At 68.1% G+C, this 14295-nt stretch carries 11 protein-coding genes and 2 pseudogenes; 4 read left to right on the forward strand and 9 right to left on the reverse strand.

What is annotated here, in order from left to right; translation table 11 throughout:
- The first annotated feature begins 61 nt into the window (after positions 1 to 61).
- Positions 62 to 1555 (forward strand): MocR-like pyridoxine biosynthesis transcription factor PdxR, encoded by a 1494-nt coding sequence (gene pdxR / locus AC3EUJ_RS30155; RefSeq protein WP_431966890.1) that lies wholly within the window; start codon positions 62 to 64, stop codon positions 1553 to 1555.
- Between the two features lie 399 nt (positions 1556 to 1954).
- On the opposite strand, the gene AC3EUJ_RS30160 is transcribed toward pdxR, so the two are convergent.
- The 3 genes from AC3EUJ_RS30160 to AC3EUJ_RS30170 form a co-directional block, all read right to left on the reverse strand.
- Positions 1955 to 4426: a SpoIIE family protein phosphatase gene (locus AC3EUJ_RS30160; protein WP_431966892.1), complete on the reverse strand. Its 2472-nt coding sequence runs from the start codon at positions 4424 to 4426 to the stop codon at positions 1955 to 1957.
- Positions 4427 to 4595: 169 nt separating this feature from the next.
- Complete coding sequence (locus AC3EUJ_RS30165; protein ID WP_431966894.1) at positions 4596 to 4832, reverse strand: hypothetical protein; 237 nt, start codon at positions 4830 to 4832, stop codon at positions 4596 to 4598.
- Positions 4833 to 5053: 221 nt separating this feature from the next.
- Positions 5054 to 5707 (reverse strand): TetR/AcrR family transcriptional regulator, encoded by a 654-nt coding sequence (locus AC3EUJ_RS30170; RefSeq protein WP_431966896.1) that lies wholly within the window; start codon positions 5705 to 5707, stop codon positions 5054 to 5056.
- 238 nt (positions 5708 to 5945) lie between these two features.
- Between AC3EUJ_RS30170 and AC3EUJ_RS30175 the strand changes: the two genes are divergently transcribed.
- Both AC3EUJ_RS30175 and AC3EUJ_RS30180 read left to right on the forward strand, forming a co-directional pair.
- Complete coding sequence (locus tag AC3EUJ_RS30175) at positions 5946 to 6344, forward strand: carboxymuconolactone decarboxylase family protein (RefSeq protein WP_431966898.1); 399 nt, start codon at positions 5946 to 5948, stop codon at positions 6342 to 6344.
- 28 nt (positions 6345 to 6372) lie between these two features.
- The gene (locus tag AC3EUJ_RS30180; protein ID WP_431966900.1) at positions 6373 to 6978 is read left to right on the forward strand and encodes a class I SAM-dependent methyltransferase; all 606 of its coding nucleotides are present in this window, start codon (positions 6373 to 6375) and stop codon (positions 6976 to 6978) included.
- A 189-nt stretch (positions 6979 to 7167) separates the two neighbouring features.
- Here the strand turns inward: AC3EUJ_RS30180 and AC3EUJ_RS30185 are convergent.
- From AC3EUJ_RS30185 to AC3EUJ_RS30210, 6 genes and pseudogenes are all read right to left on the reverse strand, one after another.
- Positions 7168 to 7236 (reverse strand): annotated as a pseudogene (locus AC3EUJ_RS30185) (DUF7701 domain-containing protein); the annotation flags it as partial.
- Positions 7233 to 7742 (reverse strand): RipA family octameric membrane protein, encoded by a 510-nt coding sequence (locus AC3EUJ_RS30190; protein ID WP_431966902.1) that lies wholly within the window; start codon positions 7740 to 7742, stop codon positions 7233 to 7235. The gene AC3EUJ_RS30190 and the pseudogene AC3EUJ_RS30185, both read right to left, overlap by 4 nt.
- Positions 7697 to 8080 (reverse strand): hypothetical protein, encoded by a 384-nt coding sequence (locus AC3EUJ_RS30195; RefSeq protein ID WP_431966904.1) that lies wholly within the window; start codon positions 8078 to 8080, stop codon positions 7697 to 7699. The genes AC3EUJ_RS30190 and AC3EUJ_RS30195 overlap by 46 nt, the downstream gene beginning before the upstream one ends.
- Before the next feature lie 436 nt (positions 8081 to 8516).
- Positions 8517 to 9923, reverse strand: a complete 1407-nt coding sequence (locus tag AC3EUJ_RS30200; protein WP_431966906.1) for an FAD-binding oxidoreductase — start codon at positions 9921 to 9923, stop codon at positions 8517 to 8519.
- A gap of 300 nt (positions 9924 to 10223) precedes the next feature.
- A pseudogene (locus AC3EUJ_RS30205) lies at positions 10224 to 10593 on the reverse strand (NADPH-dependent FMN reductase); the annotation flags it as partial.
- A gap of 728 nt (positions 10594 to 11321) precedes the next feature.
- A complete protein-coding gene (locus tag AC3EUJ_RS30210) occupies positions 11322 to 12335 on the reverse strand; it encodes a helix-turn-helix domain-containing protein (protein ID WP_431966916.1) in 1014 nt (337 codons plus the stop codon).
- 400 nt (positions 12336 to 12735) lie between these two features.
- On the opposite strand from AC3EUJ_RS30210, the gene AC3EUJ_RS30215 reads away from it, so the two are divergent.
- Positions 12736 to 13833, forward strand: a complete 1098-nt coding sequence (locus AC3EUJ_RS30215) for a vWA domain-containing protein (RefSeq protein WP_431966908.1) — start codon at positions 12736 to 12738, stop codon at positions 13831 to 13833.
- Positions 13834 to 14295 lie beyond the last annotated feature (462 nt).

The raw sequence follows: 14295 nt of genomic DNA on the forward strand, positions 1-14295 counted from the left end.
GCGCGGCGGGGCCCAATGGGACGACTCGCCAGTCGATGGCGTGGGAGTATCGTCTATTCATATGGCAGGTTCTCGGGCCAATTCCGGAGCCGGTCCGCCTCCCGCGGTCGGTGCCGACCTGCATCTGGAACTGCGCGGACCGGGGCTTCGCGCAGGGCTCACAGACGCCTTGAGGGAGGTCGTGCGCACGGGGCGTCTGGCGCCCGGCAGTCGGCTGCCGGCCTCCCGCTCACTCGCCGCGGATCTCGGCGTCTCGCGTAGCACCGTGGTCGAGGCCTACGCCGAGCTGGTCGCTGAGGGCTGGCTCACCGCGCAGCAGGGCTCCGGGACCCGGGTGGCCGCCCGGGCCGAGCCGTACAGGGGTGCGCCTGACGCTCCTCGTGAGAGGTCGGACGAGCCCCGTCCCCGCTATGGCGTCTGGACCGGTGCACCGGACCTGGCGACCTTTCCGCGCACTCAGTGGCTCACCGCGGCCCGCCGGGCCTTGATCGCCGCGCCACACGACGCCCTCGGCTACGGGGACCCCCGCGGCCGGATGGAGTTGCGCACCGCACTCGCGGACTACCTGGCACGGGCCCGAGGGGTGTGCGCCGAGCCGGATCGGGTCGCCGTGTGTTCCGGTTTCCACCACGGTCTGGCGCTGATGGCGCAGGTGCTCAGGGTACGGCGGGTGCGAGGGGTGGCAGTCGAGGCCTACGGACTCGACGTCTTTCCCGACCTGCTGGCGAACGCCGGGCTGCACACCCCGCCCCTCTACGTCGACGACCATGGCGCACGCATCGACGACCTCGCGCGACTGCGCGATGTGGGGGCGGTGCTGATGACCCCGGCGCACCAGTACCCGACGGGCGTCGCGCTCCGCCCGGACCGGCGCATGGCTGCCGTCGACTGGGCACGTGACACGGGTGGCCTGATCCTGGAGGACGACTACGACGGCGAGTTCCGGTACGACCGTCAGCCGGTGGGGGCCCTGCAAGGCCTCGATCCGGAGCGGGTGGTGTATTTCGGTTCCGTGAGCAAGTCCCTGGCGCCGGGGGTACGGCTCGGCTGGATGGTGCTGCCGGAGGAACTCGTCCCGGAGATCGTGGCGGCCAAAGGGCACGGCGACTACATGACGAGCGCCCTGGATCAGCTGACACTGGCGGAGTTCATCGCCTCGGGTGCGTACGACCGTCATGTGCGCTCGATGCGGCTGTTCTACCGGCGTCGCCGCGATCAGCTGGTCGAGGTCCTGCGCCAGAGGGCTCCCGGCATTCGCGTGACCGGGATGGCTGCGGGACTGCAGACGGTCCTCGAACTCCCGCGTGGAACCGAAAGCTCGGTGGTCCGGGCCGCGGCCCGGCACAATCTGGTGATCAGGGGGTTGACGCAGTTCCGTTACGAAGCGGCGGACTGCGGATGGCGGTTGCCCGAACGGGACGCCTTGGTGGTCAACTACGCGGCGCCTTCGGGCAGCGCGTGGGCAGGCACACTGGACGCACTGTGCAGCGTGCTGCCGGGGGGTGAGAGCCGGAAGCCGATCAAGCCCAGCCCGTGGGAGGGACCCGCGTGGTAATGCGTCCTGGCTGAGTACCAGTGATGTCGTGCAGCCGATCTTCAGGTAGCCGTTCTGGCCGTGGTGGCCGATGACGTATACGTAGCCGACACCTTCAGCGGCTTGCACGAGCACCCCGCGATCGAGGAGGAGGTGCCGACCACCTCGGCCACGAGGCCGGCGATCCCGCCGGACGGGGCTTGGGCAACTCCTGTAATGGCACCTGCTTCAAGGCGGTGTCCATGGTGACCGGGCCGGTCACCATGGACGTGCCAGGCGATCGCAGGTCCGAGTCCGAGCCGGTGATCGTGCCCATGGGCAAGCGGCGCCTGACCCGGGTCGACATGATCGTGGGATCTCCGCGGCGGCATCGGTGTGCCGGTGTGGGGACCGAGGGTGGAGCCCTCGTCGAACCGTGTTTCACAGCGTGGGCGGCAGGTCTTGGTCGGCCCAGACGAGCTTGCCGTCCATAGCGGGGCGGAATCCCCACTTGCTGGACAACTGGGCGATCAGGAACAGTCCCCGGCCGTTCTCGTCGACGATGCGAGCATGGCGCAGGCGCGGGTAACACGTTCCGCTGTCAAAGACTTCGCAGGTCAGGACTTGATGCTGGATGAGCCGTAGTCGGATCGGGCCGGCGCCGTGGTGGATGGCGTTGGTCACCAGTTCGCTGATGATCAGCTCCGTGGTGGGCACGAGATGCTCAAGTCCCCAATCGCTGAGTTGATGGGCGGCCAGGTGACGGGCGGTGCTGACGACGGCCGGCTCGGGCGGCAGGCCCCAGGAGGCGATTTGGGTCGGCTTGAGTGTGTGGAGCCGGACGAGGAGCAAGGCGGCGTCATCAGATGCTGCCTGAGGCGGCACGGTTTCCATCACTGTGGTGCACAGGTCTTCCAAGGGCTGTTCGGGTTGTGCCAGGGCGGTGCCGAGGCGGTGCATGCCGACGTCGATGTCGTCGTCACGGGATTCGACCAGGCCGTCGGTGTAGAACGCGAGCAGACTGCCTTCGGGCAGTTCCACTTCCACGGCGTCGAAAGGGACCAGCCCGAGGCCGAGGCCGAGTGGAGCTCCGGTGGGCAGGTCGGGGAAAGTGACCTGGCCCTGTGCGTCGACTATCGCGGGCGGTGGGTGCCCGGCCCGTGCCATCGTGCACCGCTGGGTTGCCGGGTCGTATACGGCGTACACACAGGTCGCACCCATGATCAAGGGGATTTGATCCGGGGCGTCGTCATCTTCCCCGATCAGCCGCCGGACGCTGTCATCGAGGTGGTTCAGCAGTTCGTCGGGGGGCAGGTCCAGTTCCGCGAGCGTGCGGACGGCGGTGCGGAGCCTGCCCATGGTGACCGCGGCGTTGATGCCGTGTCCGACCACATCACCGACAACGAGGGCCACCCGGGCGCAAGGCAGCGGGATCACGTCGAACCAGTCGCCTCCGACACCGGCGTCCGTGTCGGCCGGCACGTAGCGCCCGGCCGCCTCGACGGCGACGCCGCCCTTCAAACTGTGAGGGAGCAGGTTGCGCTGGAGGGCGAGGGCCGTGCTGCGTTCGCGAGCGTACTGACGGGCGTTGTCCAAGGAGAGCGCGGCCCGGGTGACCAGCTCCTCAGCCAGGAGCAGGTCATCCTCCTGGAACGGCATCGGGTCCTCGGTGCGTGCGAACAACGCCACGCCCAGCACGGAGTGCCGGGCACGGATAGGCACGATCATCAGGGAGTGGATCCCGTTCTCACGGATCGTTTGCGCCTGTGCCGGGTCGTGGTCGATCCATGTCCCAGGGGTGGTGTCCAGGATCGGTTCCAGGCGGGACTTTCCCGTGCGCAGTGCGCCGGCGAGTGGCGAGGTCGGGGGGACGGACGTTGTCTCCCCGCGCGCAGACGTCGACTCTGGGACCCCTGGGTGGATCGAGGCCAAACCGGCACGGCGGAACACGCGGGGCTGATCGTACATTGTCTCGACTCGGGCAGAGGGCTCCTTGCCGAGTGGAACCGACTCTGCCAGGTCGACGGTGACGTAGTCGGCCAACAGGGGCACGGCGAGACTGGCCAGTTCCTGTCCGGTCTGCATGACGTCCAGGGTGCTCCCGATGCGCGTGCTGGCCTGGCTGAGGACGGCAAGGCGCTCGCGCACCCGCTGGTTGCTGGTGACATCCATGGTCAAGGAGCACACCCCCAGTGCCTGGCCGTCCGCGCCCTGGAGGCAGATGAACGAGGCCGAGAACGCATGCTCCCGACGCGGATCTTCCGGCGGCCATGCCCGGTACTCGTGGACCGCGGAAGTGCCGCTCGCCAGCACCTGCCGCATCACCGCTTCGAGGGCCTCGGCCTCGAAGCCGGGCAGTGAGTCCTTCAGGCGGCGTCCGAAACTCCGGTCACGGGAAATGCCGTCGTGCTCCATCGTGTCGTTCATCCAGATACAGCGCAGCTGCGGGTCACGAATGGAGATGCCGACCGGCGCGTGGGCAAGCAGCGACTCCCGCACCGATCCGTTCACCATCCCTGAGGAGAGCGCGCCTGTGTCGGTCAGAGATACCAGCCAGCGGTGGGTCGCGTGCGGTCCCCACAGCAGCGAGAGGCGCAGGCTCAGGTTGAGCGTGCGGCCGTCGCGGTGGCGGACCGCCGCGGTGCCCGACCAGCCACCTTGGGCATGGCACTGCTCGGTGAACGCTGATGCCCCCAGCGCCTCCTCGCAGAAGGGCAGCACGAGTGTGGCGGACCGGCCCACCACGTCCTCAGCGCGGTACCCGACAAGGTGCTGAGCGGCTTGCGTCCACGCGACCACCGTCCCTTGCTCGTCGATCATCGCTATCGCTGCGTCGGATATCTCGCGGAGCCCCAGCAGCTCCAAGAGCGCGCTCTGGTCAGTGCTCATCATCATGGTTCCCATCAGATGCATGGCCTCGACCGTATGTGCGGGTCTGCCCACCCGGGCGGACCATTCTCTGAGCAAAAGACCGGACCACTTCACGCCGAACGACCAGGCGGGCCCTTGGGCTCCGCCTGTCCGAGCGGTTGCACCGCGAAGCGCCACCTCGCATGTTCGGAACGCCACGCTCGCGAGCGGGTTACTCAGGTCGTTCCGCCAGGGGACGGGGATCACCGGGTCGGGGAAGCCTGCGTCGATCAGGGCGGCTGCGCAGGTCGAGAGCACGGGTCACGGTGTGCTCGCCGACGTACAGGGTTCCGGAGGCGTCGAGGAGGTGTCGCCAGATCTTGTCGGGTGTGGCGGTCTCGTAGCGGGGTGGTTTGCAGGCGAGCATCCGGTAGAGGTTCCCGGCGACGACGGCCAGTATGGTGTCCACGTCAACGATGAGCGGGGTGCCGGAGGACAGGGCGCGACGTCGTTGGTGTTCAGCAGGGCGGGCTCGCCGCGGCCGATGCCGCGGATGGGGCCGCGATCTTGTTGAACGGGCCCCGGCAAGCCGCACATCCACGGACTTGCCTTGACCTCGATCTTGTACGAGGGGCCGCCGGCCTGCTGACGGCCCCTCATGCAAGATCGAGGTCGATGATCGGCAGGCCCTCAGCGAACCTGCGGTACGTCGACTTCGGGAGACCTCACGAAGGTCTGCACGTAATCAATGGCTGCCTGCAACGCGTCCTTCAGCGGGGTGATGTCCCGAGCGACCTGAGCGAGGAGACTGCCGCCCTGGAATGCGGAGAGCAGCAGATTGGCCAGCTGCGCCGGATCCGCGTCAGCGCTGATGCGGCCGAGTCGCTGCATGTGCTGGAGCCCGTCGCGGAAGATGCCCCGCCACTGGTCGAACGCACTCGCGAGCTCGTCGTGAACGTCGAGATCCGTCTTGATGATCTCGCTCGCGAGGGAGCCGAGGCTGCAGCCTTCCTGGTAGGCGCGCTCGTAGCCGACGTAGAAATCCGCCCACTCCCGAAACGCGTCGAGATCGTTGAAGGAGGCGAATCGCTCACTGCGATGGAATGCAAGGACGCGATCGGCCTGCCAGGCGATGACTGCCAGGACGAGACTCTCCTTGGTCGGGAAGTAGTGGTTGAGCTGTGACCCGCTGACGCCGGCTGCGCCACGGAGCTGCTCGTTGTTCGTCGCGTGGACACCCTTCGTGTAGATGAGTTCCGCGGCATGCTCCAGGATCCGGGTGCGTGTCGCCTGGCCCTTCTCCGTGAGCTTGCGAGGCACCCGCGCCCGTGTCGTTGCTTCCATGCGTCACACCATACCGCAGGCTGGGCTTGACAGCCCAGTCATGGGGGTGTCAGCTCTCGGAAATGGGAAATAAAGCCCAAAAGGTGCACGACCCGACTTGGGCTCGGCGGCGACTCGCAGAGCTACCGGAGGTCGAATCGCTGATGTCACGACTGAACGTTCACTTTTCCGCCGATTCCCCGCGGGAGTACAGGGCATCCTCGACAAAATCGGCGCACAGCTCGGCTTCGTCCCGAACATGTGCAAGACGATCGCGTCGAACCCGGCCGTTCTTGAAGCCGTCGTGACGCTGCAGAGCACCATGAGTCGAGTTCTCGACGCCAAGACGCGGCACACCGTCGCCCTCGCGGTCTCGGAGGCCAACGGTTGCGCTTACTGCCTGGCGATGCACACGTACGTATCGTCCGAACTCGGCGGAACGTCGAGCGACGACATCGACCTGGCTCGCGCCGGCAGCTCGGTGGACCCCATGCGCGCCGCGGCCGCTCGCTTCGCTCAACGGGTGGTCGCGAGCCGCGGACGAGTCACCGACGCGGACCTCGCGGCCGTGCGCGGCTCCTCTCCACCGGCAGCTCCACGGCTCCGCCGGCCATCGGAACGCACCGCACCAACCCGCCGATGGCGCATCTCCGAGTGACACACGGTGTCGACCTATAGTTGACGGCATGAGCCGTTGGGAGGAGTTGACCGGGGGGACGTCCGGACAGGACTACGCTGCACGGTTCGCGGCCGTGGCCCGCAAGGGGAAGGACGTACACGGTGAGGCGCGGTTCTGTGCGGCGCTCGTGCCGGCCGGAGCGCGGGTGCTGGACGCCGGATGCGGCACCGGACGGGTCATGATCAGGCTTGCGGAACTCGGGTACGACTGTGTCGGGGTGGATCTTGACGCATCGATGTTGGCAGTGGCGCGGAAGCAGGCGCCGGGACTGCCCTGGTTCCAGATCGATCTGGCCGGGTTCGACGCGGACACGCTCGGCATCGAAGCGGACTTCGACCTCGTGGTCGCCGCAGGCAACGTCTTCCCGCTGCTTGCTGCCGGCACCGAGGCCACGGTGATCAAGCGCCTGGCCGCGGCCCTGCGCCCAGGCGGAGTGATGATCGCCGGCTTCGGCCTGGACGAAGCCCACCTGCCCGTACCGCCCAGCATCACCCTGCCCGAGTACGACCACTGCTGCGTCGCAGCCGGCCTCACCTTCGTCGACCGCTTCGCCACCTGGGACGCCGACCCTTACGACGGCGGCGGCTACGCTGTCAGCGTCCACCGCCGGTAAGGTCCGGCGGGACATCGTGGTCACCGCGCCCGCCAGGCGGCCGGAGGACATCCCTGACTCATGGCAGCGATTCGACGGCTCGACCGCCGAGTTCGTCCACCATATGCTCACCGACCCGCACCACCGCTTCTCACGCTCCCCCTTGGCCTGCAGAAGCACGGCGTAGATGCGGAACAGATCATCGGAGTTGGCAGGGGGCCTGGCGTCAGAGGGCAAGCAGGACCGGATCAGGTCGGCGATGGGGTCGAGGTAGGTCACGCGGCCAGTGTGCCCACAAAGAGGACCAAGTGTGCCACGGCGAACACCAGGGGGACGATGCGTTCCGAGGTGCCCAGTTCCGCGTATCGTTTACGCCAGTTGGGGATCGGATCGCTCTTGAGGGCCTCCCACTCGTCAGCGAAGATCTTGACCGGGAGGTGCTCCTCCAACTGGTTGATGACCTTGAACTTTGCCATGGTGAGGTCCCGGTGGCTGCGAAGCTGCGTCCACCAGGTGGCTGAGAGGGTAATGCCGGCGAGGGTTACGGCGAACGGCACCCACCAGGGAGAGTCGGAGAGCTTTGGGAATCCGAAGCCGACCAGAGCGACGAAAGCGCTCTGCACAGACAGGAAGAAAGCATTGGCCGTTCCTCGGCGCGCAGAGATTCGGTCGGCCATCTCCACGGCGAGCTTGTAGAACTCGAGTATCTCCAGTCGCTGGTTCGGCCCAGGAGGCGTTGTCACCGGTTCCCCCCGACGAGCAGCTCGAGGTTCTCCCGTGTGCACTTGTAGATCTTGTCCGTGGCCTTGGCCGTTTTCGGCTTCTTGCCGTTCTTGCCGCTGTACCCGTTCAGCAGGAAGTAGTCGATCCCCTCTGCCTGGGCAGTCCTGAGATCGATGGCAACGCCGACGGCCGTCTTGGTGTGCTCGCCGCAGATGACGATGGCGATATCCGAAGCCCGGGTTCTGGCGCGGGCCTTGTCCTTCCAGTCGGGGGACGTTTCCTTGAGCGACCAGTCGTGGATCCCGAAGGGCGCGTCGGGGTTTTTTGCCTGCCCGATCAGGAAGTCCTTCAGGGGCTTGTCGTAGTCGTAGTCGAAACTGACGAAGACGCGCTTTGGCATGGGACTCCTACTCCAGCTGGCTGTGTCTGGGGATACGGTAGACGGAGGTACTGACGCCGGTGCGGGCCTGCACAGCAGTGGTTTCCGGGGGCAGTTGCGGCCATACGTGGCCGTAAGGTTCGAAGTGCTCAGCGTCCCCGCTGCGATACGTAGCTCGTCTGCAGACGGCCGAAGCCGCGATGCTCTCCCGCGATCCGGCAGGTACGTTCCGCACCGGCCGCACCGACTTCGGCGGGGTCCTTGGACGGTGCTGCGCAGGTCACCCTGGCGCCGTCGCGTCGGTCGACTGCGGGTCCCAGCCGATGTGCGGGACCGGCTCAGACGTTCCCGTCTCTGCCGCTGTGCCTGTCGGCCCCGGCGATGCCTGCGGAATTGCCGGGGCCGGACGGATGAGTCCGGACCCGGGCTCCGCCCCCGTCCCGGCGGCCGTGCCTCGTCAGTCCGGCAGGATGTTGTGGTTGACGCGGAACATGTTGGTCGGGTCGTACGCCTTCTTCGCCGCGGTCAGCCGCCGGTAGCGCTCGGCGCCGTAGACCTCGCTCAACCGCTCGGGGTCGGTGGCCTCCTCAGCGGACAGGAAGTTGACCATCCGGCGCCTGTCCGCCCAGGGCTCCATGGCGCCCATTGCCTCGTCGAGCTTTCCGCCCAGGTACGCGGCCTGGTCCGGGGCGCCCACACCGAAACCGAAGAGGACGAAGGGTAGCCCTCGGGTGGAGACGGCGTTGGGCACCGCGGGCTCACGGTCGAGAGCGCCGCCGAGCATGCGCAGCTCGACGCTCACCAGCGGGCAGCCGGAGTCGGGGCCGAGCAGTTCCACCAGCTTGTCGGCCGCCTCGGCGGGGAACTCGCGCAGCATCGTCGTGCGGTCGCAGTAGGGCATCGGCGTCGGGGGGTCCATGTGGATGGCGCCCATGGCGGTGTAGGGCATCTCACCCACGGCGTCGATGAGCGCCGGGGCGGCCGCGCGCAGAGGTGCGATCAACCGCTCGCCCTCGGCCACCGGACCGAGGAAGGCGAAACGCACGTGCACCACGAACGCCCCCCGCAGGGGCTCCGGCAACTCGGGCAGCGGAGGCAGCCGTTGCACGGCCACCGAGGAGGTCATCTCCTCCGGCATCGTCGACTGCCAGGTGCGCCAGGCGTGGAGCACATCGGCGAGGCGTTCCCCGGGGAAGTGGATGCCACCGCCGTAGAAGTGGGTCAACGGGAAAAGGTCGAACTCCAGCGCGGTGACGGCGCCGAAATTGCCCTTGCCCCCGAGCAGGGCCCAGAAGAGTTCGGGGTCGCTGTCCGCCGTGACATGCCGCAACTCGCCGTCCGCGGTCACCACCTCCAGCGAGCGGACGTGGTCCGCCGCGTAACCCCGGCTCCGGCCGAGGACCGGACTGAGCCCACCGCCGAGGGTGTAACCGGCCACGCCGACCAGGGGTGCCGAGCCGCTCATCGGGGCGAGGCCGAAGGCGGCGGCCTGGTCGATCACCTCCTGCCAGATCACACCGGCCTCGACTCGTGCACGTCGACGGCCGGCGTCGACGGCGATGCCCTTCATGCGCCGGGTGCTGATCAGAACACCGCCGCGGGCCGGGTCGACCTGCTGGTGCCCCGTGGTCTTCACCGTCACGGGCCGGCCCTGGCGGGCCGCGAAGCGGACCGCCGCCTGCACGTCGGCCGCGTCGGTGGCACCGACCGCGAGCGCCGGCTGGAGGGGCACGTTCAGGTTGTAGATCTGGCACTCGGCGTCGTAACCCTCGCCCCCGGGCAGCAGGACCGGACCGCTCACCAGCGAGGCGAGTTCGGCCGCGTCCGCCGGCGACACCTGGGCGAACGGATCGTCAAAAATCATGGGATTCCTTGTGAATCGTGCTGCGGGGAGGGCGGGCACCCGCCCGCTGAACCACCCCCGCGCGTGCGAACCGGTGCTGCATCCGTGTCGGCGGCGGCCGGAGACCACAGAGGCAGACATCGAGCATATAGATTATATACATGATTTAAATGGGTTGCGCCGGCAACACCCACCCCGAGGAGTCGTGCACGCGCGCGTATGCCCGCAGCCGCGCCGTCACCGCACCACTGCGCTCACCCCAGAGGTCCGTCCTCATGGTGGACGCCGACTGGACATCGCCGTACCGCTGCCCAGGTCCGACGCCTCGGGCGTGGCGATCTGCAGCTCACTCGCGATGAGGCGGAGGTGATCCACGGCACGCAGGCCAGTACAGGTAGTCGAGCGCGTTCTTCAGGGCGCCCGTGGTGGAGTGGTTGTACTCCGGAGTGACGAACACGAAGCCGTCGAACTCGGCGATCTTCGACGCCCACGCCTTGGTGTGGTCGTTCTGGTACTGCCCCAGTGACGGTGGAAGCGCCTCGTCGAGGAGCGGCAGCGGGTAGTCCGCCAGGTCCACGAGCTCGAACTCCGCGTCGGAACACTGCTCGGCGATGTCGAGAACCCAATCTGCCACGGCAGCGCCGTTGCGCCCGGGGCGGGTGCTGCCGTGGAGGATTGCGATCTTGGTCATGTCGTGCCTTTCGTTGGTGCGGCGCACGTCAGGTGGTGAAGCGGTACCTGGCGCCGGAGCGTGACGTGTGGCGGAAGCCGGTGTGCTTCGGGGCGCGGAACCCGTCGGGAGGGGGATCGGGTGCGCGTTGAACCTGCCCCCCGCCCGCGAGGGCGCACGCGAGGTGGTTCTCCCGGGCAGGTGCCCTCGTCGAGGAGCGCGTGCCCGGGGCCGACGTCGTCGTCGGCGACAGTAGAGCGAAGCAATGGAGAAGACAATCGAGGTCGAATGTCGGATTTACCCCTTCTCGGGGGCGCGATGTGGAACGGCGCACCGCACGGATCGGGCGCCTGCCGAGTGCTGCTGCGGGCCGGGGGAAGCGCGGACTTCGGGGCCGCCGCCGACCCGCTCGGCGCCCGATCCCGCCGATCGCGATCCCCGCATGGTCCGGCCCGCTGGGGGGCGGTGCCCCGCTGGCCGGCTCCTCGGTACCAGGAGGCGGGCCCGAATTCCTGCACGGAAAGGCAGGTCCTGGGCCGAACCGTGCAGGGTGAGGCAAGGCGGCGACCGGCGTGCCGATGGTGGGGAGTCGGCGACGTCGCGCTCTGTCCGGCTTTCAGCGAGGGGTGACGGAAGGGGGCGTCGCGCGGTGACCGCCCCTGCCTCTCGCGTGTGAGAGTGCCCCGCCCTCACTGCGAGGTGTCTCGCATCGGGACTTCCTCTCCGCCGCCCGGCGGGCGGCCGAGAGGTCAGCCGGAGGCGGTGTCCGGGCGGCGGGGCTCGGTCGGCTGCGGGAAGTCCGCACTCCCCGCCGCTTGTTCCAGCCTCCACTCGCGGGGGCTCACGCCATACGCCGCCTTGAACACGCGACTGAAGTGGGGCGCGCTGGTGAATCCCCATCGGTGGGCGATCGCCTCGATCGTCATGAACCGATGCGCGGACGACGCCAGTTCTCTCTTGCACTCTTCGAGGCGCTGCGTCCTCATCCAGTCACCGAGGGTGATTCCCGCTCGGGACAGGGTCAGGTAGAGCTGACGTACGGAAACGTGGTGCTCGGCGGCGATACGCGCGGCAGTCAGGTCGGGTTCTGCCAGATGGAGGCGGACGTACTCCTGGACGCGCTGAAGAAGGGTGTTGTTCAGCGGCGCTCTGGCGAGGTCGTCACGGCCGAGGGCCATGGTGACCAGAGCCCTGACCAGGTCGACGCAGGGTTGCGAGAGCAGGGCGGTCTCCGTCTCGCCCGCGGCGGCCTGCTCGCGGGCCAGTCGGGTGAAGAACGCCGCTGTGGCACCCGCGACCTGGTGTTGCGTACTCAGCGGTACAGCTGTGACCTGCTCGAGCAGGGGCGACCGCAGCCCCAGGACGCGCGTGGGGACGCGCACGAGCACCGAACGCATGGCACCGTGGAAGAAGACGTCGTAGGGCTTCGCGTTCTCGAGCACCACAAGATCTCCTGACCGTGTCAGACCCTGCCTACCCCCCTGGTGGATCCGGGAGACCCCCGCTTCCTGGAAATGGACGTGAACGTGCGGCACGACGTCCTCATTCACCGGGGGGACGGCGCGGCGGAGGCGGGCCACGTTCCAGCCGATTTTCGAGACTTTCACCGAACCCACCGCGTTGGTCGTCGCAACGGCCCGCAGGTTCTGCGGGTTCGGCGGAAGGCCCACCTCTATGTGGCCGTTGATCGCCCACGAGAATTCACGGATCGCGTCCGCCCGGTCGCCCGGAGCCAGCGACCCCACGTCGAGTCGATCTGCCATGAGAGCTTCCTCCTGAACCGGTCGCGGAGTCTGCGTTGCGGGGCCGGTTTCCACCGTACAGCGGCCTGTGGCCGGTTTTTAGGCATCTTTATCCGCTCTGCACGTCTATCTCCCCGGGTCTTGCGGTGCGGCGCCAGGACGCGGGGGCCGGGTGAAGGGGGTCGACGGGCCCCGAAGCGGGAAGCGGCCAGGTCCGTGCCTCGGGGGTGGTCCTCCGATTGCGACGTCGGACCGTTCTTCAAGGCGCGGGGTCGACCCCGCCCACCGGATCGCCCCGGGGGACTGTCAGTGGTGCTCCCTAGAGTGAACCCATCATCGGACGGTCCGGGGCCCGTACCGGGTTTCGCGATCCCGGGGCGCCGTCGCAGTCCCGCGGGAATCGAACAGAGGGGGTGGCGCGATGAGCGCTGCGGTGAAGGACCGGCTCAAGAAGCACTTCGTGAACCATGTCGCCCTTGTCATCGACAAGTCCGGTTCCATGAGGGGTCACTCGGAGCAACTCGTGCGGGTGGTCGACGAGTTCGTGAAGGGTCTGCAGGAGGAGTCCGACAGGCTCGGTCATGAGACCCGCATCAGCCTCTACGCCTTCGACCATCTGGTCGAGAACCTGGTGTGGGACATGGACGTCAAGCACCTGCCCTCCATGCGTGGCCTGTACACGGTCGAGAACGGCGCGACCGCGCTGATCCAGGCATCGCTCAAGGCGCTCGACGACCTCGGCCACATATGGGAGGAGTACGGCGAGCACAGTTTCCTCGAAGTCGTCGTCACCGACGGCGAGGAGAACGCATCCGGGGCCGACAGCACGGGCGCGCGCCATGACCGCCTCTCCGGTGGGCGCGCGGTACTGGACGAGTGGCGGGGCAGGATCACGGACAAGATGAACAGCCTGCCGGATCACTGGACCTCGGCCATTCTGGTGCCCAACTCCCTGGCCAAGCGCACCGCTCAGCAGTACGGCTTCCCGACGGGCAACATCTCCGTCTGGGACGCGGACTCGGCGCAGGGCGTGGAAGAGGCGATCGGCACCGTCAAGACGGCCGCCACCAGGTTTCTGCGGGACCGCGAGCAGGGGGTGCGCGGAACGAGGAACCTCTTCGCGATGGGACAGGACCTGAGCCCGGCGGATGTGAGGTCCAGCCTTCAGGCCCTCGGCGCCGGCGGCTACGTGCTGATCCCCGTGGACCAGCGGACGTCCATCCGTGATTTCGTCACCCGCGCGGGGCACCACTACACGACCGGGTGCGCCTTCTACGAACTGTCGAAGCGCGAGAAGATCCAGGCCAACAAGAAGATCGCCGTGGCCGAGAAGGACGCTGCCACGGGCCGGATGACCGGAAAGGTCTTCACGGGCCCCGCCGCGCGGCAGGTGCTCGGCCTGCCGGAGACGGAGGTGACGGTGACACCGGGGAGCAACGCGGCTTACACGGTGTTCGTCCAGTCGACCTCGGTCAACAGGAAGCTCGTTCCGGGGACCAAGCTTCTCGTCCTGCTGTAGCCGCTCGTCACGTGCGCCCCCGCCGGCCTTGGCGCCGCGCGGGCCGGGACGCCACCAGCCCCGGTGAGGTCGTGCCGGATAGGGCCTCTTCCCCGCGACGGCGCGGGTGGCACGTCCGCTCGCCGCGACGACGCAGGCAAGGCGGCCGAGAATCTTCAGCCGGTGCGGGCACCCGCGGACGCTGGCAGGGCGCCCGTACGCGCGCCCTGCGGACAGCGGGCTCGCGGGCCGGTCGGGGAGCGGCAGGGACGGGGTCGCGGCGGGGTGTGGACCGTTCCTGGCGGCGGGCAGGGAGCCTGCGACCGCGACCGTAGCGCCGACCGCACGGAGAATTCTTTGCCCGCCCTCTCTGGACATCCACGCCGCGGGCCGCGACCATGGTTACTCCATACGGTATGCAATCTGCAGTATGGAATCCTGCCCTATCACTCCTGACCCGTCGTGGGATGCGAGGTGGCCATA

The sequence above is a fragment of the Actinacidiphila sp. bgisy160 genome (assembly GCF_057707815.1).

Coding starts and splice junctions, on each gene's coding strand:
- pdxR (WP_431966890.1), top strand. CDS start 62: ATGGCAGGTTCTCGGGCCAATTCCGGAGCCGGTCCGCCTCCCGCGGTC.
- AC3EUJ_RS30160 (WP_431966892.1), bottom strand. CDS start 4,426: ATGCATCTGATGGGAACCATGATGATGAGCACTGACCAGAGCGCGCTC.
- AC3EUJ_RS30170 (WP_431966896.1), bottom strand. CDS start 5,707: ATGGAAGCAACGACACGGGCGCGGGTGCCTCGCAAGCTCACGGAGAAG.
- AC3EUJ_RS30175 (WP_431966898.1), top strand. CDS start 5,946: ATGTGCAAGACGATCGCGTCGAACCCGGCCGTTCTTGAAGCCGTCGTG.
- AC3EUJ_RS30180 (WP_431966900.1), top strand. CDS start 6,373: ATGAGCCGTTGGGAGGAGTTGACCGGGGGGACGTCCGGACAGGACTAC.
- AC3EUJ_RS30195 (WP_431966904.1), bottom strand. CDS start 8,080: ATGCCAAAGCGCGTCTTCGTCAGTTTCGACTACGACTACGACAAGCCC.
- AC3EUJ_RS30200 (WP_431966906.1), bottom strand. CDS start 9,923: ATGATTTTTGACGATCCGTTCGCCCAGGTGTCGCCGGCGGACGCGGCC.
- AC3EUJ_RS30210 (WP_431966916.1), bottom strand. CDS start 12,335: ATGGCAGATCGACTCGACGTGGGGTCGCTGGCTCCGGGCGACCGGGCG.
- AC3EUJ_RS30215 (WP_431966908.1), top strand. CDS start 12,736: ATGAGCGCTGCGGTGAAGGACCGGCTCAAGAAGCACTTCGTGAACCAT.